Source organism: Actinoplanes sp. TBRC 11911 (genome assembly GCF_012933445.1).
In the GTDB taxonomy this organism is placed as follows: Bacteria; Actinomycetota; Actinomycetes; order Mycobacteriales; family Micromonosporaceae; genus Actinoplanes.
The window spans coordinates 35406-62329 of the sequence record NZ_JABBNC010000037.1 but is presented as its reverse complement, the minus strand read 5'-3'; the positions used below and the strand labels follow the sequence as shown (position 1 = coordinate 62329).

Genomic DNA, 26924 nt, shown 5'->3' with positions numbered 1-26924 from the left:
TACGCCCGAATACCGGAAAACAATTGCTTGCGTACGCGATATTCAGGAGCGCGGGAGCCGGACGGTGACGGCGGTCCCGTTGGATTCGTCGGAGGCGAGCGTGATGGTGCCGTGATGGCGTTCCACCACGACCCGGCTCAGTGCCAGTCCGAGCCCGGCGCCCGGAATGCCGGTGTGCCGCGCGTTGCCGCCGCGATACAGGCGCCGGAACAGGCGTACCTGCTCGGCCGCGGGAATGCCGACGCCGGTGTCCGCGACGGTGAGTTCCGCCGCCGGCCCGTCCTCGGCGACCGTGACCATCACCGTCGAGTCCGGGTGGCTGAACTTGACCGCGTTGCCGAGCAGCGCGTCGGTCACCTGCCGCAGCCGCTCCCGATCGCCGGGCACGGTGAGCTTCCCGGGCATCGTGGCGTCCAGCTTGATGCCGCGCTCGGCCGCCGTCGCCGACACCGCGTCGATCGCGGCGCCCACCAGCTCGACGAGGTCGACCGAGGCGACCGCGAGCACGGCCTGCCCGGATTCCAGGCCGGCCAGGTCGAGCAGCCGTTCCACCAGGTCGCGCAGCCGCAGGTTGTTGCGCTGCACCACGTCGAGCAGGTCGCGGACCTCGCCGAGCGGGGTGTCGTCGGCGAACTCGGCCATCAGGTCCACGTACGCGCCGATCGAGGTCAGCGGGGTGCGCAGCTCGTGCCCGACCAGGGCGATGTACTCGTCGGTCGCGACCGCCAGGTGCATCGCCAGCACCTCGGCGCGGCGGTGTTCGAGGAACGCGCCGATCAGCCCGGCGATCCCGGTCAGCAGCAGCCCGAGCGCGGGGTCCGGCTCCTGACGGGCGTACGTGAAAAAGGTCAGCACGCCGACCACCTGGTGACCGCTGCGGACCGGCACCGCCCCGGCGGCCGCGAAGTCGAGATCGGCGGTGATCTTGGGGAGGACCGGGGAGTCGGGGGCGTGCACGTCCGGCACCCAGATCATCTCGCCGCGGTCCCAGCAGGTGCCGGCGAGGCCCTGGCCGCGGGTCATGCTCGCCGGGATGGGCAGGGGCCGTTCGTGCGCCGCGGTGTAGATGCCGGCCGGGCGCAGCAGGTCGGTGACCTCGTCGGCAAGCCAGAGCCGCAGGTGCGGCCAGCCCAGCGTGTGGCCGATCGCGTCGAGGATGCGGTCGGCGAGCTTGGGCGCGTGCGAGTCCTCGGCGAGCACCTTGAGCACGGCGGCCTTGCATTCCTGGTACTGGCGGCTGCGGTGCACGTTGGTGTTGTCGTGGAAGACCACCACGGCCCCGGTCACCGGGCCGTTCCCGGCGCGGATGGGCCGGGCGTTCGCGGCGTACCAGCGTTGCCGGCCCTCGCCGTCGTGCCCGAGCAGTTCGGCCTGGTTCACCTCCTCGCCGGCGAGCGCGCGGGCCAGCGGCATCTCGTCCGCCCGCATCGGCGTCCCGTCGTGGTGCTGCAGCCCGAACATGCCGGGCAGCACGTCCAGGTGGGCGCCCTCCTCGATGTAGTCGCGCAGCGCGCTGTTGACCACCACCAGGCGCCCGGACGCGTCGCAGGCGGCCACCCCGGAGTCGAGGCTGTTCAGCAGGGCTTCGATGAAGGCGCCGTCGGCCGGCACCGGCGGCGTGTCGAGCGCCTCCAGCTGGGCGCGCAAAGCCGCGGAGAGCTCGGGCACGCTGAACGGCTTGCCGATCACCGCGCGGGCGCCGGTCGCGGCCAGCCGTGGGTCGCCGGGCAGCAGGTACGCCGTGACCAGGACGACCGGGGTGCCGGAGAGGGCCGGGTCCTCCCGGACGGCGCGGCAGAGCTCGAAGCCGTCCAGGTGCGGCATGTCGATGTCGGCGACGACCAGGCGCGGCCGATGCTCCCGGACGGCGGCGAGGGCGTCCCGCCCGTCCGAGGCGACCACCACGTCATGGCCCAGGCGGCGTATCACCTCGGCGATCACACGTTGATGATCAAGGTTGTCCTCCGCAACGACCACGCATGTCACATGACAAGTATAAATACGGATATAACGGGATATCTGGGTTCGCCCTGGAACGTCTCTCCCGAGTGACGCGAGGTGACGCTGCCGACGAAGCCTTAAGGTCTGACCTTTGATGCGCTAAGCATTAGAAGTGGCGGCAAACAACGGCATCGGGCTCCGTTCGGAACGCGGGCCGATCCTGGGCGCGATCATGCTGGCGACCGGGCTCGTCGCGATCGATTCGACGATCATCGCGACCGCGGTCCCCTCGATCGTCAAGGACATCGGCGGGTTCTCGCTCTTCCCGTGGCTCTTCTCGATCTACCTGCTCGCGCAGGCCGTCTCGGTCCCGATCTACGGCAAGCTCAGCGACCTGTTCGGCCGCAAGCCGGTCATCATCTTCGGCATCGGCCTGTTCCTGCTGGGCTCGATCCTGTGCGGCGTCGCGTGGGGCATGCTGCCGCTGATCATCTTCCGGATCGTGCAGGGCCTGGGCGCCGGCGCCATCATGCCGGTCACGATCACCATGGTCGGCGACCTCTACACGGTGCGTGAGCGCGCCAAGGTCCAGGGCTACGTGGCCAGCGTCTGGGGCATCTCGTCGGTGGTCGGCCCCACGCTCGGCGGCGTGTTCAGCGAGTACGTCTCCTGGCGCTACATCTTCTTCATCAACATCCCGCTGTGCCTGCTCGCCGGCTTCACCATCCTGCGGCGCTTCCACGAGCGGATCGACCGCGGGCAGCCGCACATCGACTACCGCGGCGCGGCGCTGCTCAGCACCGGCCTCACCCTGGTCATCCTGGGCGTCCTCGAGGGCGGGCAGGAGTGGGCGTGGGTCTCGGTGGCCGGCATCGTGGTGCTGGGGCTGGGCGCGGCCTCGCTGGTCGCGTTCACCTTCGTGGAGCGCACCGCGGCCGAGCCGGTTCTTCCGCTCTGGGTCTTCCGCCGCCGGCTGCTCATCTCCAGCGGCCTGCTGTCGGTCGGCGTCGGCGCGATCCTGCTGGGCCTGACCTCGTACGTGCCCACGTATGTGCAGGACGTGCTCGGCACCGGTCCGCTGGTGGCCGGCTTCGCCCTGGCGCCGCTGCTGATGGGCTGGCCGATCGCCGCCAGCCAGGCCGGCAAGATCTACCTGAAGTACGGCTTCCGGTTCACCGCCCTGCTCGGGGTGGCGCTGGTGCTGCTGGGCACGGCGTTGATGCTGCTGCTCAACGAGCACTCGCCGGTGCTCGAGGTGGCCCTGTTCTGCCTGATCATCGGCTTCGGGATGGGCTTCACGGTGTCGCCCACGCTGATCGCCGCGCAGTCCAGCGTCAGCTGGGCGGAACGCGGCGTGGTGACCGCGAACAACATCTTCCTGCGCTCGCTGGGCAGTTCGCTCGGCGTGGCCGTGTTCGGCGCGATCGCCAACGCGGTGATCAACTCGGGCAGCCCGGATCCGCTTTCGCTCACGCACGCGGTGCACCGCATTTTCCTGGTTCAGGTAATCGTCGGCGTACTCATGGTGGCGATGGCGACTTTGCTGCCGCGGGCCGCCAACGAATTCCTTGGCGAGGAAACAAAGAGCACCGAAGCGGTCGCCGCATAAAACGCGCCGTTAACCCGGATGTTGATCATCAAAAATAGCGTCCGGAAGTATGACCGAAAACTACATAACGCGCCGCGGGCTGATAGTTGGCGCGGTGGCCGCCGCCGGGCTGGCGACAACGGGATCGGCCGCGATCGCGGCACCGGAGCATTCGCCCGATAAGACCGGACCGGCCGGCGGAAAACTCCCGGACCGGCCGGATGATTTCCGCTTTGTCGTACCGAAATACCAGACGACCGTACCGGGGGAATCGGTCGAATCGTCCCGGGTGGACGTACCCGTGGCGCCGGGCATCGTGCTCACCTCGTTCGACATCTTCGGCCGCACCGGCTGGCTGCGCGCGCACGTGCTCAACGCCGACCTGCGCAACGGCCGGGTCGACGCGGATCTGGTCGCCGACAAGGTGAGCGACCCCCGGGTGCTGTCCGCGGCGGCCGACGCCCAGCACGCGGTGGCCGCGGTCAACGGCGACTTCTTCGACATCACCGAGACGTTCGCCGCGGAGGGCCCGGAGATCCAGGACGGGCACCCGCGCAAGGGCACGAATGCCTCGACGCTGGTCCCCTCGATCGGCGCGGACCGGGTCGCCCGGCTCGCCGACCTGCTGATCGAGGGCACCGTGACCATCGGCGGCAAGCCGTCGCCGCTGGCCGCGCTCAACTCGGAGTCGGTGCCCGCGAACGGCATCGACGTCTTCACCACGCTCTGGGGGCACGGCGACCGCACGCTGATCCAGGACGCCGGCCCGTACACCGAGCTGGTCGTCGCCAACGGCAAGGTCACCGCGGTCAACGCGCAGATCACCACCACGGTCGTCCCGGACGGCGGGCTCGTCGTGCTCGGCCGGGGCACCGCCGCCGCGCAGCTCGCCGGCACCAAGGTGGGCGACCAGGTCACCGTCTCGTTCCAGCCCAGGTCGGACTCCCCGGTCCCGGTACACATGGCGCTGGGCAGCAACTCGGTGATCGTGCGGGGCGGCGTGGCGATCGACTTCCCGCCGGACACCGCCAACGACGCGCCCAAGCCGCGCACCGCGATCGGCTGGCTGGACGGCGGGCACCGGCTGCTGCTGGTCGCGGTGGACGGCGCGGCCACGTTCTCGGCCGGGCTGAGCTACGACGAGATGGCCAAGCTGCTGGTACGCCTCGGCGCGACCGACGCCTTCATGCTCGACGGCGGCGGCTCCACCGACATCGTCGCGCGGCGCCACGGCGACGCGGGGGTCAGCGTCGTCAACACGCCGTCGGACGGCAGCGAGCGCGTCATCCCGAGCGGCGTCGGCCTGTTCGCCAAGACCGGCAGCGGCACCCTGCGCGGGCTCGACCTGCGGCCCGGCGCCGACCGGGTGATCAGCGGGCTCTCCCTCGACGTCGCCGCCGCGGGTTTCGACGAGACCTACGCGGCGGTCCCGATCGGCCATCACACGGTGTCCTGGTCGGTGAGTCCGGGATCGCTGGGCCGCACCAAAGACAACGTATTCCGCGCCGAGCAGCCCGGGGCGGGCACGTTGCGCGCCCGGGCCGGCGACGCCACCGGCGAGATCCCGCTGCGGGTCCTCGGACCTCTGCAGCGGCTGGAGTTCTCCGAGCGTGCGGTCACCATCGATCCGGGTGCCACGGCGAGTGCCCGCATCGTCGGCTTCGACGCCGACGGGTTCGACGCGCCGGTGGCGCCCCGAGACGTCACGCTGGCCTACGACCACACGGTCATCCGGGTGACCGCAACGGCCGGCGGTCTCACCATCACCGGCGGCGCGGACGCGGGCGGCAAGGCGGCCACCATCACCGCGACGGCGCAGGGCGTGACCGCGAAGCTGCCGGTGACGGTCGGTCTGGTGGACGTGTCGCTGGCCGAGTTCGAGCCGGGCGAGAAGTGGACGGCGCTGTCCGCGCGCGGAACGGCGTCGGTCGCGGTCGTCGCGGCCGCCGACCGGCCCGGCGCCACCGCGGACAACCACGCGGTCCAGCTCACCTACGACTTCACCGGGCAGACCAGCACCTCGGCGGCGTACGCGGTGGCGAACCCGCCGCTCACCCTGCCGGCCGGGGCGAAGAAGCTGGCGCTGTGGGTCAACGGTGACGGCAAGCAGCACTGGCTGCGCGCGATGCTCACCTCCGCGGGCACCACCAACGTGCCGTTCACGTTCGCGTTGAGTGTGGACTGGACCGGCTGGAAACGGGTGGTCGGCGACATCCCCACCGGGTTCGCCGAGCCGATCCAGTTGCTGCGGGTCTACATCGCGGAGACCTCGCAGACCAACAAGAACGCCGGGGTCCTCGAGTTCGACGGGCTGGCCGCGCAGGTCGGCCAGCAGCCGGACACCACCGTGGCACCGCAGCGCGACCCGTACGTGCTGGAGCAGGAGAGCCTCGGACGCGACCGGTGGCGCTTCGCCGTGCTGTCCGACATCCACGTGAGCGCGGCGGCCGGACTGGACTCGTTCCCCGGCCGGCAGGCGGTCAAGGCCCTCACCCAGGCGGTCGCGTCGAAGCCCGACTTCCTGCTGATCAGCGGCGACTTCGTGGACGACGACAACCCCGCCGACTTCGCGCTGGCCAACGGCCTGCTGGCCGACCACGTGCCGGCCGGGCTGCCGGTCTACTGGGAGCCGGGCAACCACGAGGCCGGGCTGACCTCGACCGGTGGGCTGGACGCGTTCAAGGCAGGCACCGGGCGGCCGACCCGGCAGGTGTTCGACCACAAGGGAACCCGGTTCATCCTGCTGGACTCGCACACCGGCGACCTGCGGACCTCGGACTGGGACCAGATCCCGGCGCTGCGGGCCGAGCTGGCCAAGGCCGCGAACGAACGTTCGATTTCCGGGGTGGTGGTGTCCTGCCATCACCCGGCGCACGACCCCACCGGCACCGGCGCGTCGCAGATCTCCGACCAGCTCGAGGCCGACCTGCTCGAGCGGTGGCTGGCCGCGTTCCGCGAGGAGTCCGGCAAGCCGGTCGCGCTGATCACCGGGCATGTGCACGCCGCCTCGGTGACCCGCACCGACGGGCTGCTGGAGGTGACCCTGCCCGCCGTGGGCAAGGCGCCGATGGCCTCGCCCGATCAGGGCGGCTTCTTCGGCTGGATGAACGTCGGCGTGGACCCGCGGCCGGCCAAGGTGCGGGCCGGGCAGCCCAGCGCGGCCACGCGGGATTGGCTGCAGGCGGAGAGTGTGCCGCTGATCGACGCGATCGAGCTGTCCGCGCCGGCCACCCTCGTGGCCGGGAAGACCACGGCGCTCGGGGCGGTCGGCGTGACGACCGAGTTCGGGCTGCGGTTCCCGCTGCGCTACCCGGCCACGGTCGTCTACGCCGGAAGCAAGGGCGTGTCGATCGGCGAGAAGCACAAGGACACCCTCGCGGTCCTCGACCCGGCGACCGGCGAGGTGACCGCGGTACGCCCCGGCCAGATCACGATCACCGTGACCGCGGGCGGCGTCACCGCGCAGGCGACGATCACCATCACCCGATGAACGCGGGCGGCGTCACCGCATCGACGACGATCACACTGACCCGCTAACAAAAACCGCGGAAACAAACGAAAAGGCAGCCGGCGAACCGCCGGCTGCCTTTCGTGATGGAGCGGAACTACATGGCCGCGTGACTGGCCGGGGCCAGATCGTCACGCTTGGCCTTGATGAGGATCCCCGAGGCCACGGCCGCCACGATGATCACGACCGCGCTGACCCAGAACGCCGTCGTGTAACCGTGGATGGTCGCCACGGCCGGCAGGCTCGACTTGTGGTCGACCAGGTAGCCGGCGATCGCCGAGGTGACGATCGTGTTCAGCAGCGCGGTGCCCAGCGAGCCGCCGACCTGCTGGGTCGTGTTGATCAGCGCGCCGGCCACGCCGGCGTCGTGGTCGGCGATGCCGACCAGGGCGGTGGACGACATCGGGCCGAACACCAGGCCGATGCCGAAGCTCAAGATGACACAACCGGGCAGGACGTGCGTCCAGTAGCTGGTGTCCGTGCCGATGCCGGTGAGCAGCACCATGCCGACGGCCCCCAGCACCAGGCCGGTGACCATCAGGATGCGCGGTCCGATCTTGGTCTGCAGCTGGGCCGAGATGGTGGCGCCGGCGACGATGCCGATGGTGAACGGCAGGAACGCCACGCCGCTCTTCAACGCCGAGTAGCCGAGCGTCTGCTGCAGGTAGAGCGTGAGGAACAGGAACACGCCGAAGATGGCGACACCGAGCAGCAGGGCCGCCAGGAACGACCCACCGCGGTTGCCGTCGAGGATCACCCGCATCGGCAGCAGCGGGTGCGACGAGCGCAGCTCGATGAAGATGAACGCGACCAGCAGCGCCGCCGCGATCACCAGGGTCACGATCGTGGTGGTCGAGCCCCAGCCGTCGCTGGCCGCCTTGGTGAAGCCGTAGACCAGGGCGACCAGGCCGAGCGTCGAGGTGAACGCGCCGGGCAGGTCGTAGCGGGTGCTGCCCTCGGCCTTGCTCTCGCTGATGTACTTGACCGCGCCCAGGGCCGCGATGATCGCGACGGGGGTGCTGATCAGCAGCGTCCAGCGCCACGAGGCGTACTCGGTGAGCACCCCGCCCAGCAGCAGGCCGACCGCGCCGCCGCCACCCGCGATGGCGCCGTACACGCCGAACGCGCGGGCGCGCTCCTTCTCCTCAGTGAAGGTGACGGTGAGCAGCGACAGGGCCGCCGGCGCCATCAGCGCGCCGAAGGCTCCCTGCAGCGCGCGGGCGCCGAAGAGCATGATCTCGTTCTGGGCGAGCCCGCCGAAGGCGGACGCGGCCGCGAAGCCGAGCAGGCCGATGATGAACGCCCGTTTGCGTCCGGTGAAGTCGGCGATGCGGCCGCCGAGCAGCAGCAGGCCGCCGAAGGTCAGGGCGTACGCGGTGATGATCCACTGCCGGTCGGCGTCGCTGATGTCCAGCGCCTTCTGCGCGGTCGGCAGCGCGATGTTGACGATCGTGGCGTCCAGCACGATCAGCAGCTGTGCGGCCACGATGACCAGCAGGATCAGCCCTTTACGGGACGCCGCGCCGCCGCTTAGATCTGGCGGCGTCGTGGCGTCGGTACTTGTGATGGACACGGTTGGGTCCCCCTTCAGGGCACGCGGAGATCCACCCAGGTCAGTGACTGACGAGGGCGATGAGACGGGGCGGGGGCGGGGGATGTATCGGTGCTGCCGTTACCTCACCAACAGCGGCAGCATGATGTCGTCGACCAGATGCTCGATGAACTCGTCGTCGAGTTCCTGGCCGAGGGCGAAGTGACGCATGAAGAGCTGAGCGGGAACGATCTCGTCGATGAGACCGGGGTCATAGCCGGGACGTAGCTCTCCCCGGTGCTCGGCGCGCGCGCAGACGGCTTCCGCGTGCGCCACCTTCGAGTCCCGCATCGACCGCAGCTCCGCGGCCAGCTCGGGGTCGTGCGTCATCGCCACGAACAAACCGGCCAGGAGCGGTCCTTCGTCGCCCGCGACGCTGCGGGCGATGGCGCCGAACCAGGCCACCAGGTCGCCGCGGAGGCTACCGGTGTCCGGCACGCCCGCTTCGCCTGACTTGCACGTCCGGATCGCGTCGGCGACCAGACTTGCCTTGGTGGGCCAGTGCCGGTACACGGTGGCCTTGCTCGCTTGCGCTCGGGCACAGACCGCGTCGACACGTAATCCCTGATAGCCCGCTTCGCGGAGAAGGTCGTAGGTGGCGCGCAGAATGGCCTGTGCGCGCTCCTCGTCGAGCCGCCGGGTGCGACGGGGTGCGACGGCCAGCGTTTGATCGACCATGACTCCCCCCGGTTCTCTAAATACGAAACGAAACCGTTTCGTACGGTACTTCGCTCCACCGGCAGCGGCGATCTCCTGGGCCGAATGTGACGGAGGCTACGGCGCCCGCCCCGGGGAGACGGGCGCCGTCGTCATCTCAGGGAAGGCGGGCGGACAGCGTCAGCACGCGCGTGACCTGCGTGGCGCCGAAGTTGTCGTCGCTGATCACGTGCACGGTCGCGGTGCGGCCGCCGGGGACTATTGCCATGCCCTCGAAGTTGTCCAGCAGCGGGTTGGTCTGCGGCTGCTTCGCGGTGGCGCCCAGGGTCGGGCACTTCACCAGGTCGGCGACCAGCGTCTTGCGGAGCGACGGACGGCCCGCGGCGTCGGCCACCTTGCCGATGTCGGGCGTGCGGGAGAGGTTCGGCACGGCGTACAGGGAAACGCTGTTGCCCTTGGTCGCGTCGAAGGCCGCCTCCAAGATCAAGAGCGAGTCCTTCCCGTACGCCTGGACCTCGGCGATCCGGTTGCCGGCGTCCGTGCGGTAGGCGCTCTGCTTGACCAGCGACCATCGGCCGTGCCGGTCCTTGTCGTAGGTGAGCAGCCGGTGCACCGTCGCGTCGGTGTCACCGGAGAGCGCGCCCTCCATCGACGCGATGATCCGCGAGCCGCCGTCCGCGAGCGTCAGGCCCTCCAGGGTGGCGTTCGAGGTGGCCTGGCCCGCCGGGGCAGGGGCGAATCGGGCCGGCACCGGCAATGCGGCGCGCTGCACGCCGTCCCGGCCGAAGATCCGGATCGACGGCTCGGTCTCCGAACTGACCACGTAGTCGCCGTCCGGCAGCACGGCCAGGCCCTCGTTGTCCGCGGTCGTCCCGTCGTACGGGGTGCCGTCCGGCTTCTTGAGCACGAGCGGGGCGCCCACCACGTGCGCGTGCGCCGGGTCGCTCCAGAACCAGATGCGCGACGGGTCGCTCGCGTGGTTGTCGACGGTGGAGGCCCAGGCGTGCCGGCGCTGGTCCCACGCCATGTCGGACAGGCCGCCGATCTCCACCCCGTCGATCACGGCCTTGTCCAGGCCGTCGCTGAAGGAGACCGCCGTGGCGCGCGGGGAGCACGCGTTCGTGGAGATGCCCGCCGCCTGGGCGGGCCCCGCTTGGATCAGCAGCCCGGCGGCCAGCAGCGCCGGGACTACCAGGACATTCGTGGTGAAACGGACGCTCATGGAAACGCCGCCTCCTCGGGTGTGACGGGTAACTAACCGGTCAATAGTTGGTGATCGCGGACACCGCTCGGGCGTCGCCGTGCGGAAAGTTCGGAAAACTTCAGATTTCCGGGGGCGGAGCCGATCAGCGGTTCCATGCGACCCGACGCCCTCCCACGCCCGTCACGCGTCGTGACGGTGGCCGGCGTTTTGCTGTTCGTGCTGAGCGTCGCGTGGTTCGTGCTCGGGCTCGGGCATGTCTGGCGGCACCCGGCGCTCGGCTGGCTGCCCACGCCGGCGATGTCGGTGCTGGCCACCTACGCGTGCTGGCGGGCCGGCCGCCGCGCCGACCTGGACGCCTCGACCCGGCGCTTCTGGCGTCAGATGGCGCTGATCTGCGGCCTGCTCGGGATCGCGGTGCTCAGCAACATGGCGGACGCGCTGCTCGGACCCGGCGGCCCCTCGCAGGTGCTGGGTGCGCGGACGCTGGTGCTCTACTTCGCCACCCTGGCGATCGCCATGTGGGCGCTGCTGCGGCTGCCGACGTGGGGCCGCTCGCGCGCCGACTGGATCCGGTTCGGCCTGGACTCGAGCATCGTGCTGGTCACCACCACGGGCCTGGCCTGGCACTTCTCGTTCAGCAAGCTCAGCGCGTGGACGGCACAGACCGGATCGGCGATGCCGCTGGTGGCGATCACCGCCCTGGCCGCGGTCTCGATGATCACCTTCGCGAAGGTGGCGTTCGCCGGGGCCGGCAACCTCGACCGGCGCGCGCTGCACATCCTGGCCGGTGGCGTGGTCGTGTCCGCGATCAGCGGCGCGATGTCGCCGTTCGTGGCCGACCGCCCGTACATCTCCACCACCTTCCTGGCCGGTGCGATGTCAGCGCTGACCTGCCTGCTCGCGGCCCAGCGCCAGGAACGGGCCCCGGTGGTGACCGCCGAGCGGCCGCCGCGGCGCCGGCGCTTCACGGTGACGCCGTACCTGGCGATCACCGCGATGAGCGCGATGCTGATCTCGGTGGTGGCGCCGCACGGTGGCGAGGACCTGGCCGTGGCGCTGTTCGCGGTGACGCTGACCGGCCTGGTGGCGGTGCGGCAGGCGTCCGCGCTGCGGGACAACAACCGGCTGCTCGGCACGGTCGACGCGAACCTGCGCAAGCTGCAGGACGTGCAGCAGGAGCTCGCGCACCAGGTGTCACACGACCCGCTCACCGAGATCGGCAACCGGGCGATGTTCACCGCGCAGCTCACCTCGGTGCTCGGCGCCGGCGAGCGCTTCCACGTGGTGCTCGTCGACCTGGACGACTTCAAGGAGGTCAACGACCGGCTCGGGCACGGCGTCGGGGACGCGCTGCTCAAGGCGGTCAGCCGGCGGCTGCACGAACGTCTGCGCCCCGGCGACACGGTGGCCCGGCTGGGCGGCGACGAGTTCACGTTGCTGCTGCGCGGACGGTCCGACCGGGAGACGGCCGCGCTGCTCACGGATCTCACGGAGGCCGTACGGGAGCCGCTGCTTCTGGACGGGCACGACCTGGTGGCGCGGATCAGCGCCGGGGTGACCGCGGCCGAGCCCGGGGACACGGCCGAGGAGCTGATGCGCCGCGCCGACGTGGCGATGTACACCGCGAAGAGCTCCGGCGGCGGCCGGTGGACCTGGTTCGACACGATCATGGACCAGCTCGCCGACGCCGACGCCCGCCTCGGCAACGACCTGCGCCAGGCCCTCGCCCGCGACCAGATGTTCGTGCTCTACCAGCCGATCGTGGAGTTGCCGCACGGCCGGCTCGCCGGGGTCGAGGCACTGGTCCGCTGGCGGCACCCGGAGCACGGGCTGGTCTCGCCCGCGGTGTTCATCCCGCTGGCCGAGCGCAACGGCACGATCGTCGAGCTCGGCCGGTGGATCCTGCGCCAGGTGGTGGCCCAGGCCACCGAGTGGGAGCGCGCGTACGGCCTGCGGGCACCGGAAAAGGTGAGCATCAACATCTCGGCCCGTCAGCTGCGCGAACCCGGGTTCGCGGCCGAGGTCGGCGAGCTGCTGCGGTCGTCCGGCATCGATCCGCACCGGCTGGTCGCCGAGGTCACCGAGACGGCGGTGCTGGGCACCGGTGAGGCGCTGGACGCGGTGCACGAGCTGCACAAACTCGGCATGCGGGTGGCGCTGGACGACTTCGGCACCGGGCAGTCGTCGCTCAGCCTGCTGGTCGACACGCCCGTGCGGGTTCTCAAGGTGGACAAGTCGTTCGTGGACGGGGTGACCGCGCGTAGTTCCCAGGCGGTCATCGTGGACGGGCTCATCGGCATCACCGACGGGTTGCGGATCGAGGCGGTCGCGGAGGGCGTCGAGTCGGCGGACCAGGCACAACGGCTCTACGAGGTGGGCTACCAGTACGCCCAGGGCTTCCACTTCTCGCGGCCGATGAGCGCCGACGACATCGGGTTGCTGCTCGGCGGCGTACGGGCAGAAATCTCGACAATCTCCACAGATTAAGTAGGATCGCCGGGTGGATCTCACCTTGGCGCTCGCGGGCTTCGGAGTCGGGATCGTCGTCGGTCTCACCGGGATGGGCGGCGGCGCCCTGATGACGCCCATCCTCGTGCTGATCTTCGGGATTCCGCCGGTGGCCGCGGTCTCCAGCGACCTGGCGGCCAGCGCGGTGATGAAGCCGTTCGGCGGCTTCGTGCACGCCCGGCGCGGCACGGTGAACTGGGCTCTCGTCCGCTGGCTGTGCGTCGGCAGCGTGCCCAGCGCGTTCCTGGGGGTGCTGCTGCTGCGGCTGCTCGGCGACGACGCGACGGTGCAGCACACCATCCAGATCGCGCTGGGCGTGGCGCTGCTGCTCGCGGCGGGTGGGCTGCTGCTCAAGCTGTGGGCCGCGCGCCGCTCGCCGTCGTCCGACGCGCCACCCGAGCCGATCAAGGTGAAACCGCTGCCCACCGCTCTGCTGGGGGCGCTCGGCGGGCTCGTGGTCGGTCTCACGTCGGTGGGGTCCGGGTCGCTGATCATCGTGGCGTTGCTGGCGATGTATCCGAAGCTGCGGGCGAACGACCTGGTGGGCACCGACCTGATCCAGGCCATTCCGCTGGTCGCGGCGGCAGCCTTGGGGCATGCGCTGTTCGGTGACCTGCAGCTCGACCTGGCCGCCGCGGTGGTGATCGGGTCGGTGCCGGGGGTGCTGCTGGGCTCGCGCATCTCGTCGCGGGCGCCGGCCGGGCTGGTGCGGACCGCGTTGGTGATCGTGTTGCTGGCGAGTTCGCTGAAGCTGTTCAATCTTTCGACAGCGGTGGTCGGCGTGGTTGCCGGCATGGCGATCCTGGCCGCCGCGGGGGTGGCGGTGGTGCGCCGGCGGCGGGCGCTGGTTCCGGTCGGGTAGCCGGGCCGAGGTCGCCGCGTCGGTTGCCCCGCCGTTCGTCGCGCCGGTTCGCGCCGCGCAAACCTCTTTCGTTCAGCCGTCCCCCGCCGATGGGAGAAGGGAAACGGCGGCAGCGATCTTGGGGCGCGGCGTATGAACGTACGGCAGAAATTTCTCGGCGGTCTTCTCGCGGTCGGTGCCCTGGTGGCGCTGACCGGGGCCGTCGTGCTGGGTGCGGACGCGGAGTCCACCCGCCGCGCCGCGATCACCGAGGCCGAGCAGGTCGCGCGCGGCATCGCCAAGGACATCGTGGTGGGGCTGCCGCTGGGCGGTGACGGGCCGCTGCTGAACAACCCGGCCGCGCTCGAGGCCTACCTGCATCGGCTGCATGACCTGCAGCAGCGCGACATCGAGGTGGTCGACGCCGGCAAGACGATCCTGGCCGACGTGGTCCCCGAGGACGTGGGGACGCGGCTCGACACCGATTCGGACAACCAGGTCGGCAAGACGATCGCGGACGGAAAGCCCCGCACGTTCGTCGAGACGAGCGCCGACTACCCGGACGGCATCCAGCAGATCGCGGTGCCGCTGGTCGACGAGGCCGGGGCGACCCGCGGGGCGATCGTCCTGGAGTACACGCCGATCTACCAGGAGATGACCGCGGCCACCCGCGGCGCCCGCACCATGATGATCATCGCGGGCGTGGTCTGCATCGTGCTGATCCTGCTGCTCGGGCTGGTGGTCGCCGAGTCGGTGACGCGCCGGATCCGGTCGCTGACCCGGGCGGTGTCGAGCATCCGGGACGCGAACTATTCGCAACGGGTCGAAACGGGCGGGCGGGACGAGATCAGCCGGCTCGGCGACGCGTTCAACGACATGGCGGACCGCCTGGAACGCTCGGCCCGCGAGATCCTCGCCAAGGAGTACACCGACAGCATCCTGGACAGCGCCGGCGAAGGCATCTGCGGGGTCGACGCGCAGGACCGGATCACGTTCGCGAACACGGCCGCGGGCCGCATCACCGGGCTCGGCGTCGAGGGCCTGCTGGACCGGGACGCCTCGGCGGTGCTGCCGGACGCGGACCGGCCGGCCGGCGACTCGGCCGAGCGTGAGGGCACGCTGCAACGGCCGGACGGCACGTCGGTGCGGGTGGCGTACACGGTGTCGCCGATCGCCAAGGACGGCCGGCGGATCGGCGCGGTCATCGTGATGCGCGACGTCACCCGGCAACGCGCGCTCGAACACGACCTGCGGCACCAGGCGCTGCACGACGCGCTGACCGGGCTGCCGAACCGCAAGCTGTTCCTGGACCGGGTGGATCACGCGATCACCCGGGCCCGGGCGACGCTGTCCCCGGCCGCGGTGCTGTACCTCGACCTGGACGGGTTCAAGAAGGTCAACGACAGCCTCGGGCACAACGCCGGGGACGCGCTGTTGCGGACCACAGCGGAGCGCCTTGCCGGTGCGTTACGGCCCCAGGACACGGTCGCGCGGCTCGGTGGGGACGAGTTCGCGGTGCTGCTGGAGGACGTCTCCTCGGTGGAAGAGGTCGCGCAGTCCTGTTTGGACGCGCTGGCCCGGCCTTTCCTGGTACAGGGCCGGCAGGCCGTCGTGTCGGTGAGCATCGGCATCGTCGCGGACGCCGGGCGGCACGGTGACGCGGAGGAGGTGCTGCGCGACGCGGACGTGGCGATGTACGCGGCGAAGTCGGCCGGCAAGAACTGCTACCAGATCTACGAGACGCGCATGCATGAGCAGCTCATGGATCGGCTCGACTCGGAGACTCGACTGCGTCAAGCCGTACACAATGGGGAATTGAGGTTGCACCTGCAGCCCGTCGTGTCGGTGCCGGATCGTCGGGTGGCCGGGGTCGAGGCGCTGGTGCGCTGGGCGGATCCGGAGCGTGGGTTGCAGGCGCCCGGCACGTTCATCCCGCTCGCCGAGGAGACCGGGCTGATCACCGAGATCGATCGATGGGTGCTGCTGGAGGCATGCCGCACGGTGCACGCGTGGCAGCAGACGTCGCCGGAGACCGCGCCGGCCTGGGTCAGTGTCAACCTCTCGGCCGCGAACTTCGAGGTGCCGGATCTGACCGAGCGGATCGCGTACGCCTTGACGACCTCGGGATTGTCGCCGCACAGCCTGGTGCTGGAGTTGACCGAGACGGTGCTCATGCGCGACATCGCGGTGACGTCGGCGCGGCTCGAGGAGCTGCGGGCGCTCGGGGTGCGGATCGCCATCGACGACTTCGGGACGGGGTACTCGTCGCTCGGTTATCTGCGGGACATTCCGGTTGACGTGCTCAAGGTGGACCGGTCGTTCGTCACCGGGCTGGCCTCGAATCCGCGGCAGCAGGAGCTGGTCAGTGCGGTGTTGCAGCTCGGGCACACGCTCGGGTTGAAGGTGGTGGCCGAAGGGGTGGAGACCGAGGCGCAGTTGCGGGTGCTGGCGCGGATCGGGTGCCAGTTCGCGCAGGGGTATCACACCGGACGGCCGGAGCCGGCGGATCATCTGGTCGCGCTCGTCTGAGCGTTGATTCCGGGCGATTAGAGTTGGCGCATGCCCGCACGGATGGCCGACATCGCCCGGCAAGCCCAGGTCAGCGAGGCGACGGTGTCGCGTGTCATCAACGACCGGCCGGGCGTGTCGCACGAGACGCGCCAGGCGGTGCTGACGGCGCTCGACGTGCTCGGCTACGAGCGGCCGGAGCGGTTACGCAAGCGCAGCGCCGGCCTGGTCGGGCTGGTCGTGCCCGAACTGGAGAACCCGATCTTCCCGGCGTTCGCGCAGGCCATCGAGTCCACGCTGGCCCAGCAGGGTTACACGCCGGTGCTGTGCACGCAGACGCCGGGCGGGGTGACCGAGGACGAGTACGTGGAGATGCTCCTGGACCGTCAGGTGTCCGGCATCGTCTTCGTCTCCGGCCTGTCCGCGGACACCACCGCCGACAAGCAGCGCTACCTCCGGTTGCTCGACCGCCCGTTGCCGATCGTGCTGGTAAACGGTTTCAGCTCCGGCATCGAGGCGCCCTTCGTCTCCTGTGACGAACGCCAGGCGGGCGACCTCGCGGTGAGTCACCTGGTGTCGCTCGGCCATCGGCGCATCGGCATGATCTCCGGCCCTAACCGGTTCATCTCGACGCAGCGCCGCCTGGAGGGTTTCCGGGCGGCGATGAAACGTTCCGCCGGTGCGTCCGACTCCGAAGTGGACGGTTTGACCTCGCTGGCGTTGTTCGGGGTCGAGGGCGGCGAGGTCGCGGCCGATCGGTTGCTGGCCCTGGGGGTGACGGGCATCGTCTGCGGTTCCGACCTGATGGCGCTGGGGGCGATCCGCGCGGCCCGGCGCCGGGGGCTGCGCGTCCCGCAGGACCTGTCGGTGATCGGGTTCGACGACTCGCCGTTGATCGCCTTCACCGATCCGCCGCTGACGACGCTGCGCCAGCCGGTGACCGCGATGGCGGCCGCCACGGTGAACGCCCTGGTCGACGAGATCAACGGGCACGGGGCGCCGCACTCGGAGTTTCTGTTCCGCCCGGAGTTGGTGGTTCGCGAGTCGACGGCGATCGCGCCGCGGCGCGGTGAGGTGCCGGCGGCCACGTCCGCCGCCTGACTCCCGCGCCGCAAGGGGCTGTCAGTGGGCGCCCGTCAAGCGCGCCACCGCCCGCTGCTTCAGCGCGTAACCCTGCTTCGCCGCGTCCCGCAGGTGGGCCACCAGCGGGGAGCGCGAGCGCCGCGCCCACGGGACCGGGACCTCGGACGTGCCGTACTTCGACTTGTACGAGTTGCCGCCGACGAAGTCGAACTCGGTGACGCCCCGCTCGCGCGCCCAGCGCATCGCGTGCCAGATCAGCGCCTCGTTCGGGCGGTTGTGCTGGTGCTCGCGGTAGGAGGCGCCGCCCCAGAAGTACATCGTGCGGTGGTACCAGGGCAGGACCGCGGTGGCGATGCAGCGGCCCGAATCGTCGCGTGCCCGTAACAGGAGTAACCGGTGGTGCGGGGCGAGGTTTCGGATCAGGCTTTGCACCCGCGCAATCGAATAGGTGGGCACCAGATTCTGCTTCGCGAAAACGTCGCGCAACTGATTGTAGAAATCGGCGGCGAATTCGTCGTCGGGGGCTGCCTCTTCGATTGTCACCGACGACTTTTCGGCCTTACGGATATTGCGCCGGCAGGCGCTTGACATCAGCCCGAACAGCCGATCCGGGTCGGGTCGGAGGTCGATGACCGCGGTGGGGGCGGCGGCCCACGTCAGGCCCAGGCCCGCCAGGTCGGGCTCGGTCAGGCCGCGGTCGCGGATCTCCAGGTGGGCGCAGCCGAGCTCGTCGAACGCGAACGGCATCAACGCTTCCAGGGCCTGCCGCCGCGAGATGTCCGGGCGCAGGTTGAAGCCCAGGTACGAAGTGGTCCAGCCGGCCATCGGGCTGCCCAGGATACGCAGGCCGTACTTCCTGGTCACCAGCCCGGTGAAGTGCCCGGCCGGGGCGCCGTCGAGAGTGACGGTGGCCAGCACCGGCTGAGCGTTCTGGCATTCGGCGACGAAGCGCAGCCACGGCTCGGTGTGGAAGATCAATCGGTCGTCGTACGTCTGGCGGTCGGCCCACAACTCTGGCGTCGGCTCGGCACGGTGCAGTCGCAGCATCAGTCCCCCGCAGTCGGAAAATTGTGCCTTCCTGCCGGATGATGCGCCGCCGGACGCGTATTCCGCAAGCACGGAGAATTGACGTGAGAGTCTTTCACGTTCCTTATGACAATTGCTACTGACGCCCTAGCCGCCCCATTTGCTTAAGTCTGACCAAGGACAACCAGGGAGGGTGCCGAGGATGCAGCCGCCGACCACGATCAGACGGCGCCTGAACGAGCTGGAGGTCCGCCGCCGGCTACGGGAGCGCCCCCGCGTGCAAGGGCGCATCCTCGCGCCGGCCGGCATGTTCCGCCGCCTGCCCAAGGCACCGGGCCTCTATTTCCCCTTTTATCATGACGTGCCCCGGGAGTACGGCCGCGACCTGCGCCGGCACCTGCGCACGTTCCGGGACATCGGCGCGATGGTGAGCTGGGACGACGCGCTGGCGATCCTGGCCGGGCGCAAGCCGCTGACCGGGCCGGTGTTCTGCGTCAACTTCGACGACGGGCACCTGAGCTGGCGCGACGTGGTGGCCCCGATCCTGTTCGACCTGAACGTGCCGGCCACCTTCTTCGTGACGACCGGCCTGATCGGCGAGGCCGGCAACCTCACCTGGTCGGACGTCCGCGAGCTGTCCGGCGCCGGGTTCGGCCTCGGCTCGCACACCGTCACCCACCACCGGCTCGCCGATCAGGACGACATGGTGGCGGCCCGCGAACTGCTGGACTCGAAGAACGAGATCGAGGACCAGGTCGGTGTCGCGGTCCGGGACTTCGCCGCCCCGTACGGGAATCCGGCAGTTGACTATCTGCAGCGCGACGTGATCGCGGCCCGCGAGGCCGGGTACCGCAGTTTCGCCAGCACCCGCCGCGACGCGATGCACCCCGGTGACTCGCCGATGAGCATCAACCGGCAGGGACTGCACCCGGCCTGGCCGCTCTGGGCGGTGAGGACCCGTGTCCATGGCTGACGCGCGCATCTTCCTCTCCCCGCCGGACGTCGGCGACGTGGAACGCAAGCTGCTGCTGCAGGCCTTCGACTCGAACTGGGTCGCCCCGGTCGGGCCCGACCTGGACGCTTTCGAGGAGCAGATCAAAGACCAGCTCGGCGTACGCCACGCCGTGGCCCTCAGCAGCGGAACAGCGGCGCTGCATCTGGCCTTGACGGCGGCCGGGGTGCGCCGGGGTGACACCGTGCTGGTGCCGTCGTTCACGTTCGCGGCCACCGCCAACGCCGTGATGTATCTGGGCGCCCGGCCGGTCTTCCTGGACAGCACCCGGGAGAGCTGGAACGTCGATCCCGAGCTGGTCGCCGAGGAGCTGCGCCGCCGGGCCCGCAAGGGGAGGCTGCCGCGCGTGGTCATCGCGGTCGACATGTACGGGCAGACGGCCGACTACGACCCGCTGATGGAGGCCTGCGACCGGTACGGCGTGCCGTTGATCGAGGACGCGGCTGAGGCACTGGGCGCGGACTACCGAGGTCGTGCGGCCGGATCCTTCGGTCTCGCCGGGATCCTCTCGTTCAACGGCAACAAGATCATGACCACCGGCGGGGGCGGCATGCTCGTCACCGACGACGACCGGGTGGCCGCACAGACCCGGCATCTCTCCACCCAGGCCCGGGAGAAAGAAGAACATTACGAGCATCGCCGGGTCGGCTACAACTACCGGCTCAGCAACCTGCTCGCGGCGGTCGGGCGGGGGCAACTGCAGCGGCTGGGCGACATGATCGCCGCGCGCCGCGAGACGAACCGGTACTACCGGGCCGCGCTCAGCGATCTGAGCGGGATCAGCTTCATGCCGGTTGCGGGATACGGCCGGCCCAACCATTGGCTGACCTGCCTGCTGGTCGACGCGAACCAGTTCGGTGCGTCGCGCGACGACATCCTCGCCACGTTGCGCGAGCGCAACATCGAAGGCCGGCCCACCTGGAAGCCACTGCATCTGCAGCCGATGTTCCGGGACTTCCCCATGCGCGGCGGGGACACCTGCGCCGATCTGTTCGACCGGGGGCTGTGCCTGCCGAGCGGCTCGGCCCTCACTCAGCAGGACCGCGAGCGGGTCGTTCAAGCCGTCCGGGCAGCAGCAGAGCAAGGGGCATGAGGGTGCGCATCGTCTACATCCATCAGTACTACTGCAACCCGCGGATGGCCGGCGGGATCCGCTCCTACGAGCAGGCCCGTCGCCTGGTCGAGCGTGGCCACGAGGTGCACGTCGTCACCACCGACATCACCGAGGGCAAGCGCGAGCTGGGCTGGCGTGAGACGAACGACGACGGCGTGCACGTGCACTGGTTCTCGGTGCCGTACGCGAACACCATGTCGTACGCCCGCCGGCTGCGCGCGTTCGCCGAGTTCATGGCGCTGGCCACGGTGAAGGCCACCCGGATCAAGGCCGACCTGGTGTTCGCGACCAGCACCCCGCTGACCGTCGCGGTGCCCGGCGTGCTGGCGTCCAAGCTGAGCCGGGCGCCGTTCGTCTTCGAGGTCCGCGACCTGTGGCCCGAGGTGCCGATCAAGATGGGCGCGCTGCGCAACCCGGTGGCCCGGCGCCTGGCGGGTGGGCTGGCGAACTTCGCCTACCGCAACGCGTCCGAGGTCATCGCCCTCTCCCCCGGCATGGCGGCGGGCATCACCGCGCGCCGGCCGGGCACCCGTACCACGATGATCCCGAACGCGGCCGACATCGCCATGTTCGAGGTGTCACCTGAGAAAATAGGACAATTCCGGGCTCAGCACGACTGGCTGGGCGACCGGCCGCTGATCGTCTACACCGGCGCGCTCGGCAAGGTCAACGGCGTCGAGTACCTGGTGCACGCCGCCCGCCGGATGCAGGAGATCGACCCGGACGTGCAGGTCCTCATCGTGGGCCACGGCATGGAGTGGGAGCCGACCAAGGAGCTCGCCCGCAGCTACGGGCTGCTGGACCGCAGCGTGCACATGTGGCCCAAGGTGCCCAAGGCCGACCTGCCGGTCATCCTCGGCGCGGCCACCATGTCGACCAGCTTCGTGCGCCCGATCAAGGCCCTGTGGGACAACTCGGCGAACAAGTTCTTCGACGCGCTCGCCGCGAGCCGGCCGATCGCCATCAACCACGGCGGCTGGCAGGCCGATCTGCTCAACGAGACCGGCGCCGGGCTGGTGCTCGATCCGGAAGACGCCGCGGACGCCGGGGAAAAATTCGCGAAGTACGTGCGTGACGACCAATGGTTGAGCCGCGCACGGGCCGCCGCCCACACACTGGCGGTTGAGCGTTTCTCCCGGGACCTGCTTTTCGAACGCTTCGAGCACGTGCTGAACCGGACCGTTGGGGAGAGCAACTAGTGGAACTGCGCGAATACGTACGGGCGTGCCGGCGTCGATGGCTCTGGATCGTCCTGCCGGTGCTGATAGCCGCGGGTGCCGCGGCAGGACTGACTCTCACCGCGGCACCGGCGTACCGGTCGTCGATGGTGCTGTTCGTGACGACGTCCAGCACCGATCCGGACGCGACCACGAGTCGTCTCAACTCCTACATCGCCTTGATCACCGGGCCGCGGGTGGCCCAGAACGTGGCCGACAAGCTGGGTCACGGCGTCACGGCCGCCCAGGTGCAGACCGAGCTCACCGCACAGGTGCAGGCCGGCACCGATCTGCTCGTCGTGACCGCCGTCGACCCGGATCAGGGCCGTAGCCGTGCGATGGTCACCGCCGCCTCGTCGGCCCTGGTCGCGCTGGCCGCGGAGCTCGACCCGGCGGCCGGTGCCGCGCAGCAGGGCAACCCGACCCCCAAGGTGTCGATCGCGCAGCAGCCGGTGACCACGCAGGACCCGGGCAACCTGGTCCGCAACATCGGCTTCGCGGCGGTGCTGGGCCTGCTGATCGGCGCGGCCGCCGTGGCGGTCCGGGAAGCCACCGCGCGCACCGCGGCCGACGAGGACGACCTGCGGCGGCTCGGGCTGCCCGCGGTCGGCACGATCGCGCTGGGCGGGCGCTACGGGCGGGGGCACCACCCGGACGAGGCGCTGGCCGAGGCGTTCCGGCGGTTGCGCAGCCTGCTGCCCGACGTGGCGGCGCTGTCGCGCACGAATGCTCGTGGCACGTCGTTGCTGCTGACCGCGTCCGGCCCGAAGGAGGGCACCACCGCGATCGCCTGCGGGCTCGCGGTGGCGGTCGCGGAGACCGGCGCCCGGGTGGTGCTGATCGACGCGAACCTGCGTTCGCCGGGCGTCGGGCGCTATCTGGCGCTGGACGGCGGACCCGGGCTGGCCGACGTGCTGACCGGCGACATCGGGCTGCCGGAGGCGTTGCGCGAGACGCTGGACGGCCGGATCACCGTGCTGCCGCCGGGCAAGGGCCGGCTCGATCCGGGCGAGTTGCTGGCGTCGCCGGCGCTGGCCAGCGCCCTGCGCTATCTGACCGAGCGCTACGACGCGGTGATCGTGGACGCGCCGTCGCTGCACGGCGTGGCCGACGCGGTGGTGCTCAGCAAGGTCACCGACGGCGCGCTGCTGGTGGTGCGGGCCAACAAGACCCGCTCCGGCGAGGTCGAGCGGTCCAAGGATCTGCTCGAGCGGGTCGGCGCGCGGCTGGTCGGCGCGGTGCTCAACGCGCTGCCCAAGAAGCTGCCGGCCAGCACCGGCGCGACCCGTCTGGAGCCGGGCGACAGCCTCAGCGTGGTGACCCACCTGATCGACAAGCCGGAGGGCCCGGAGGACGACGGAAACGAGCCGCCGCAGGTCAAGGTGAGCGGCCGGGCGAAGGTGGTCAACAGCGAGGTCGTGCCCGCGGAGCAAGAGAAAAAGACGGATGACTGAGGTTCGGACGCGACCCGCGAGCACGCCGCGCACCGGAGCGGCGGACTGGCTGCTGCGCCAGGTTCGCGAGCCGTACCTGAAGCTGCTCGCGGCACAGGTGCTCACCGGGGTGGTGGCGCTGATCGCGAACGTGCTGATGGCCCGGGCGATGACCCCGGACCATCGCGGCGAGGTGGCGCTGCTGCTGCAGATCGTCTACCTGGGTTCGCAGGTGCTGCTGCTGGGCACCGAACGCAGCTTCGTGGCGAGCTATCACAACTACACCCCGTCGGCCGCCGTACGCGCGTACACCCGGCTGTTGATCGTGCCGGTTGTCGCAGGTGTCGTGGCGGCCGCGGTGTTCTCGCTCGCGGCGCCGCACGGCCTGAACCCGGGCGCCGCGATCGTCGCGCTCGTGGTGGCGTACACGCTGGTGGCCGCGGTGGGGCTGGCGGCCCGGTCGATCGCCATCGCGGTCGGCAAGACGAAGGACTTCCTGGCCGCGCAGGTCATCGAGGCGCTGCTGCAACTCGCACTGTTCGCCGCGCTGTTCGTGCTGGGCGTGTCGAACCCGGCGATCTGGATCACCGCGTATCTGGTGGCGGGGCTGCTGCCGACCACGGCGTACGTGCTGATCTGGTGGCGTGGCTCGACCGACGGGCAGGGGCACGAGCGCAACGCTCTGGTGCGGCGCGAAGGCCTGGCGCTGTTCCCGGCCGCGGTGTCCAACATGGCGATGCTGCGCGCGGACCGGCTGGCGCTGCCCGCGCTGGCCTCCACCTCGGCGCTCGGCCTGTACGCCAGCGTGGCGACGATGACCGAGCTGCTCGCCTGGCCGTTGCGGGCGTTCGCCGACTCGCGGATCGGCAAGTGGCGGGCCGCGGATCGCGAGGGCGGGCTGCGGACCCGGCCGGTGGTGCTGGCCGCGGTGGCGTACACGGTGGTGCTGGTGCCGATCGCGGCGGTCATGCTGTATCTGCTGATCGTGCCGTTGTTCGGCGAGGCGTACGCGCCGGCGAAGGCGGTCGTGGTGCCGCTGGTGATCGCGGCCGGTCTCTACGGCATCTCCCGGGTCGCGCTGGCCCTGCTGATCGCGAAGGGGCACGCCGGGCTGGTGTCCACCGGCGAGATCGTCGGGTTCGCGGTCAGCTTCGCGTTCTACCTGTTGCTGATCCCGGCGCACGGCATCGTCGGCGCGGCGTACGGATCGCTCATCGGCTACGGCGCGTGCCTGCTGTTCGCGCTCGTGGTGATGCGGGTGAAGCGGGACCCGGCGCCATGAGCTGGTTGCGCGTGCCGCGGACGTTCCTCGCGCCGGGTCTGGTGATGATCCTGGTGGCGATCGGCGGCCGCTTCACCCTGGACCGGGCCGGCTTCCCCGACCTGGCCTGGGTCGACCTGCGGGTGGTCGGGCTGATCGGCGCGTTCGTGCTGCTGACCATCGACATCGCGCGCCGCCCGGCGGTGCCGCACTCGCCGCGGCACGAGGGCTGGCTCATCGCCATGGTGCTGTTCTTCCTGTTCCAGATCGCCTCCGGCCTCTGGGCGCCGAGCGCCGCCCGGGTCGGCCCGCAGACCCTCGACCTGGTCCTGATGATCGCGCTGGTCGTCGCCTTCTACCTGTACGCGATCGGCGACCCGCAGACCGTGGTGCGGCAGACGTTCTGGCTGTTCTACGTCGCGGCCATCGTGTTCGCGCTGGCCGCGTTGTTCATCAACGGGCCGGGCGAGCAGGGCCGGTACTCGGCCTTCGGCGGTGGCCCGAACGTCTTCGTGCGCATCCAGATCCTCGGCATCATCAGCGCGCTCGCCGTCTTCCTGCTGACCCGCAAGTGGTGGGTGCTGCTCGCGGTGCCGCTGTTCATCCTCGCCGCGGTGCTCTCCGGGTCGCGGGCCGGGCTGCTCGCCGGGATGTTCGTGGGCGGTGTCGCGCTGCTCAAGCTGCGCCGCAAGCTGCGTCCCGGGCCGGTGGTGGCCGCGGTGGTCGCGCTGAGCGTGGCCGGAGTGGTCGTCTGGAACTTCGCGCCGCCCGCGTTCACCTCGCTGTTCCAGGAGCGGTTCGTGGAACAGACCGTGGAGCAGCACTACCTGTCGGACCGCACGGACATCTGGGCGGCCGCGTGGAAGCTGGCCGTCGACCACCCGCTCGCCGGGGCCGGCCTGGACGGCTTCTACGGGCTCATCGGCGTCAACCAGGGCGTCGAGTATCCGCACAACTACGTGCTCGGCGTCGCGGCCGAGGGCGGTGCGATCGGCATCGGACTGCTGACCACGGCCATCCTGCTGTGGACCTTCACGATCCGCCGCCGCGACGTGCTGCCGCAGCACAAGATGATGACGGGACTGGCCGTGGCGGCGGCCGTCTTCGTGGGGCTGAGCAGCCTTTTCTCCGGCGACTACTACGACTCGCGCCTGGCCTGGCTGTTCGCCGCGCTGGCCGCCGCGGCCGCCGTCGCGAAAGCCCCTGCCCACGAACCAGAGATCAGCCGAGAGCCGGTGCCACAGTGAACCCGCGAATCGCACGACGCACGCTTCTGCTCGCCGCTCTCGGGTCGGTGACCGCCGCCTGTACCCGCGACGGCGGCGAGGACGTGCCGGCCGTGCTGGACCCGCTGCCGGCGGCCCCGGCCGAACGGACGTCGCCGGCACCCACCGCGATCAGGTCCATCGCCTACTGGACGGCGATGTTCGACCGTAGCTGGGACTACCAGATCCGGACCGGCCGCCCGGCCAGCCTGTCCAAGGACAGCTGGGAGTTCTACGAGCTGTCGTACTCGCTGGACGCGCTCACCGCGATGTTCCGCGCCACCGGCACGCGCAAGTATCTGGACCTGGGGCTGGAGTTCCTGGAGAACGTGGCGGGCTCGGCCGTGACGTCCCGCTCGCTGCCGCGCAGCCAGTTCAACGACGGCTACCAGGGCTGGCCGTCGAACGAGAACGGCGAGAACGGTGACGAGATCCCGCTCTACGAGTCGTATTTCTGGCGGTACGGGACGCAGCTGCTGGTCGCGATGCGGGAGAACCCGCAGGTCTACGGCAACAAGACCTACCGGATGCGCTACGACCGGCTGCTCGCGTTCGCCGAGTCGCAGGTCTTCGCGAAATGGTACGCCCGCGGCCCGCAGGACTGGATCTACCGCGAGCGCACGCACATGGCCGCGCACTGGGCGCTGATCTCGATGAACCTGTCCCGGCTCACCGCCGACCCGGGAAAGCGCAGCCGGTACCTGACCGTGGTCGCGAACATCGACCTGCACATGCCCGGTGCGCCCAAGGGGTTGAAGGGGCAGCTGCGGCGCAATCCGGTGGAGGCCACCGCGTACTTCTGGAGCGACCAGTGGGGGTCGTTCAAGCGGCCCGGGCAGGACGCCGGGCACGGCAACGGGGTGATGGCGTACGTGACCGAGGCGCGAGCGCACGGCACCACCTGGACCACGGCGGACATGGCCGCCTTCTCGGCGACCCTCCTGAAGGTCATCTGGCCCGGGGGGACGACGTATCACGAGTTCGTGGACGGCTCCGGGGAGGACAACGGATGGTTCTCCGACGGTTTCGTCAAGCTCGGCCGTTTCGACACCGCCGTGCAGGCCCGGCTGGACAGTCACCGCGTGGTGAACGACCAGTTCGCGGCCAACATGGCGCTCAACGCACGGATCCTGCGGCCGTAAGCCGCCCTTTCAAGGAGGACGCACG

18 protein-coding genes are annotated in these 26924 nt (G+C 70.4%); 13 read left to right on the top strand and 5 right to left on the bottom strand.

Annotated elements, in window-relative coordinates; all coding sequences use genetic code 11:
- Positions 1-42: 42 nt before the first annotated feature.
- The gene (locus HH310_RS35230) at positions 43-1977 is read right to left on the bottom strand and encodes an ATP-binding protein (protein WP_312034539.1); all 1935 of its coding nucleotides are present in this window, start codon (positions 1975-1977) and stop codon (positions 43-45) included.
- 136 nt (positions 1978-2113) lie between these two features.
- Here HH310_RS35230 and HH310_RS35225 point away from each other — a divergent pair, with 136 nt between their 5' ends.
- Both HH310_RS35225 and HH310_RS35220 read left to right on the top strand, forming a co-directional pair.
- Positions 2114-3550, top strand: coding sequence for an MDR family MFS transporter (locus tag HH310_RS35225; protein WP_312034533.1), 1437 nt, complete (start codon positions 2114-2116; stop codon positions 3548-3550).
- Between the two features lie 49 nt (positions 3551-3599).
- Positions 3600-7019, top strand: coding sequence for a phosphodiester glycosidase family protein (locus HH310_RS35220; RefSeq protein ID WP_169180064.1), 3420 nt, complete (start codon positions 3600-3602; stop codon positions 7017-7019).
- A gap of 115 nt (positions 7020-7134) precedes the next feature.
- Here the strand turns inward: HH310_RS35220 and HH310_RS35215 are convergent, their stop codons facing one another.
- The 3 genes from HH310_RS35215 to HH310_RS35205 all read right to left on the bottom strand — a co-directional run bounded on the left by HH310_RS35215 (position 7135) and on the right by HH310_RS35205 (position 10507).
- Positions 7135-8610: a DHA2 family efflux MFS transporter permease subunit gene (locus tag HH310_RS35215; RefSeq protein ID WP_169180063.1), complete on the bottom strand. Its 1476-nt coding sequence runs from the start codon at positions 8608-8610 to the stop codon at positions 7135-7137.
- Between the two features lie 99 nt (positions 8611-8709).
- Complete coding sequence (locus tag HH310_RS35210; protein WP_169180062.1) at positions 8710-9306, bottom strand: TetR/AcrR family transcriptional regulator; 597 nt, start codon at positions 9304-9306, stop codon at positions 8710-8712.
- Between the two features lie 136 nt (positions 9307-9442).
- Positions 9443-10507 (bottom strand): esterase-like activity of phytase family protein, encoded by a 1065-nt coding sequence (locus tag HH310_RS35205; protein ID WP_169180061.1) that lies wholly within the window; start codon positions 10505-10507, stop codon positions 9443-9445.
- Positions 10508-10642: 135 nt separating this feature from the next.
- Here HH310_RS35205 and HH310_RS35200 point away from each other — a divergent pair, with 135 nt between their 5' ends.
- The 4 genes from HH310_RS35200 (at position 10643) to HH310_RS35185 (ending at position 17447) form a co-directional block, all read left to right on the top strand.
- Complete coding sequence (locus HH310_RS35200) at positions 10643-12976, top strand: bifunctional diguanylate cyclase/phosphodiesterase (RefSeq protein WP_169180060.1); 2334 nt, start codon at positions 10643-10645, stop codon at positions 12974-12976.
- A gap of 13 nt (positions 12977-12989) precedes the next feature.
- Complete coding sequence (locus HH310_RS35195) at positions 12990-13859, top strand: sulfite exporter TauE/SafE family protein (protein WP_169180059.1); 870 nt, start codon at positions 12990-12992, stop codon at positions 13857-13859.
- Positions 13860-13991: 132 nt separating this feature from the next.
- Positions 13992-16367 carry a bifunctional diguanylate cyclase/phosphodiesterase gene (locus tag HH310_RS35190; RefSeq protein WP_169180058.1) on the top strand — a complete coding sequence of 792 codons (2376 nt, stop codon included), beginning with the start codon at positions 13992-13994 and terminating at the stop codon, positions 16365-16367.
- A 30-nt stretch (positions 16368-16397) separates the two neighbouring features.
- On the top strand, positions 16398-17447 hold the full coding sequence (locus tag HH310_RS35185; protein WP_169180057.1) for a LacI family DNA-binding transcriptional regulator: 1050 nt from the start codon (positions 16398-16400) through the stop codon (positions 17445-17447).
- A gap of 21 nt (positions 17448-17468) precedes the next feature.
- On the opposite strand, the gene HH310_RS35180 is transcribed toward HH310_RS35185, so the two are convergent.
- Entirely contained in the window at positions 17469-18476 is a 1008-nt protein-coding gene (locus HH310_RS35180; protein ID WP_169180056.1) for a GNAT family N-acetyltransferase, read from the bottom strand.
- A 181-nt stretch (positions 18477-18657) separates the two neighbouring features.
- Between HH310_RS35180 and HH310_RS35175 the strand changes: the two genes are divergently transcribed.
- Genes HH310_RS35175 through HH310_RS35145 form a run of 7 tightly spaced genes read left to right on the top strand, consistent with a single transcriptional unit; the run spans position 18658 to position 26899 of the window.
- Positions 18658-19428: a polysaccharide deacetylase family protein gene (locus HH310_RS35175; RefSeq protein WP_169180055.1), complete on the top strand. Its 771-nt coding sequence runs from the start codon at positions 18658-18660 to the stop codon at positions 19426-19428.
- Positions 19421-20560, top strand: a complete 1140-nt coding sequence (locus HH310_RS35170; protein WP_169180054.1) for a DegT/DnrJ/EryC1/StrS aminotransferase family protein — start codon at positions 19421-19423, stop codon at positions 20558-20560. The genes HH310_RS35175 and HH310_RS35170 overlap by 8 nt, the downstream gene beginning before the upstream one ends.
- A complete protein-coding gene (locus tag HH310_RS35165; RefSeq protein WP_211193005.1) occupies positions 20557-21780 on the top strand; it encodes a glycosyltransferase family 4 protein in 1224 nt (407 codons plus the stop codon). The genes HH310_RS35170 and HH310_RS35165 overlap by 4 nt, the downstream gene beginning before the upstream one ends.
- Entirely contained in the window at positions 21780-23252 is a 1473-nt protein-coding gene (locus tag HH310_RS35160) for a polysaccharide biosynthesis tyrosine autokinase (protein ID WP_169180053.1), read from the top strand. Before HH310_RS35165 ends, HH310_RS35160 begins: the two co-directional genes overlap by 1 nt.
- On the top strand, positions 23245-24513 hold the full coding sequence (locus tag HH310_RS35155) for an NAD(P)H-quinone oxidoreductase (RefSeq protein ID WP_169180052.1): 1269 nt from the start codon (positions 23245-23247) through the stop codon (positions 24511-24513). Before HH310_RS35160 ends, HH310_RS35155 begins: the two co-directional genes overlap by 8 nt.
- Positions 24510-25739: an O-antigen ligase gene (locus tag HH310_RS35150; RefSeq protein ID WP_169180051.1), complete on the top strand. Its 1230-nt coding sequence runs from the start codon at positions 24510-24512 to the stop codon at positions 25737-25739. Before HH310_RS35155 ends, HH310_RS35150 begins: the two co-directional genes overlap by 4 nt.
- A complete protein-coding gene (locus HH310_RS35145; RefSeq protein WP_169180050.1) occupies positions 25736-26899 on the top strand; it encodes a hypothetical protein in 1164 nt (387 codons plus the stop codon). Before HH310_RS35150 ends, HH310_RS35145 begins: the two co-directional genes overlap by 4 nt.
- Positions 26900-26924 lie beyond the last annotated feature (25 nt).

Bases quoted from the DNA above. Each gene is read 5' to 3' on its own strand.
- HH310_RS35220 (WP_169180064.1), top strand. From the start codon at position 3,600: ATGACCGAAAACTACATAACGCGCCGCGGGCTGATAGTTGGCGCGGTG.
- HH310_RS35210 (WP_169180062.1), bottom strand. From the start codon at position 9,306: ATGGTCGATCAAACGCTGGCCGTCGCACCCCGTCGCACCCGGCGGCTC.
- HH310_RS35205 (WP_169180061.1), bottom strand. From the start codon at position 10,507: ATGAGCGTCCGTTTCACCACGAATGTCCTGGTAGTCCCGGCGCTGCTG.
- HH310_RS35200 (WP_169180060.1), top strand. From the start codon at position 10,643: ATGCGACCCGACGCCCTCCCACGCCCGTCACGCGTCGTGACGGTGGCC.
- HH310_RS35190 (WP_169180058.1), top strand. From the start codon at position 13,992: ATGAACGTACGGCAGAAATTTCTCGGCGGTCTTCTCGCGGTCGGTGCC.
- HH310_RS35185 (WP_169180057.1), top strand. From the start codon at position 16,398: ATGCCCGCACGGATGGCCGACATCGCCCGGCAAGCCCAGGTCAGCGAG.
- HH310_RS35180 (WP_169180056.1), bottom strand. From the start codon at position 18,476: ATGCTGCGACTGCACCGTGCCGAGCCGACGCCAGAGTTGTGGGCCGAC.
- HH310_RS35175 (WP_169180055.1), top strand. From the start codon at position 18,658: ATGCAGCCGCCGACCACGATCAGACGGCGCCTGAACGAGCTGGAGGTC.
- HH310_RS35170 (WP_169180054.1), top strand. From the start codon at position 19,421: ATGGCTGACGCGCGCATCTTCCTCTCCCCGCCGGACGTCGGCGACGTG.
- HH310_RS35165 (WP_211193005.1), top strand. From the start codon at position 20,557: ATGAGGGTGCGCATCGTCTACATCCATCAGTACTACTGCAACCCGCGG.
- HH310_RS35155 (WP_169180052.1), top strand. From the start codon at position 23,245: ATGACTGAGGTTCGGACGCGACCCGCGAGCACGCCGCGCACCGGAGCG.
- HH310_RS35150 (WP_169180051.1), top strand. From the start codon at position 24,510: ATGAGCTGGTTGCGCGTGCCGCGGACGTTCCTCGCGCCGGGTCTGGTG.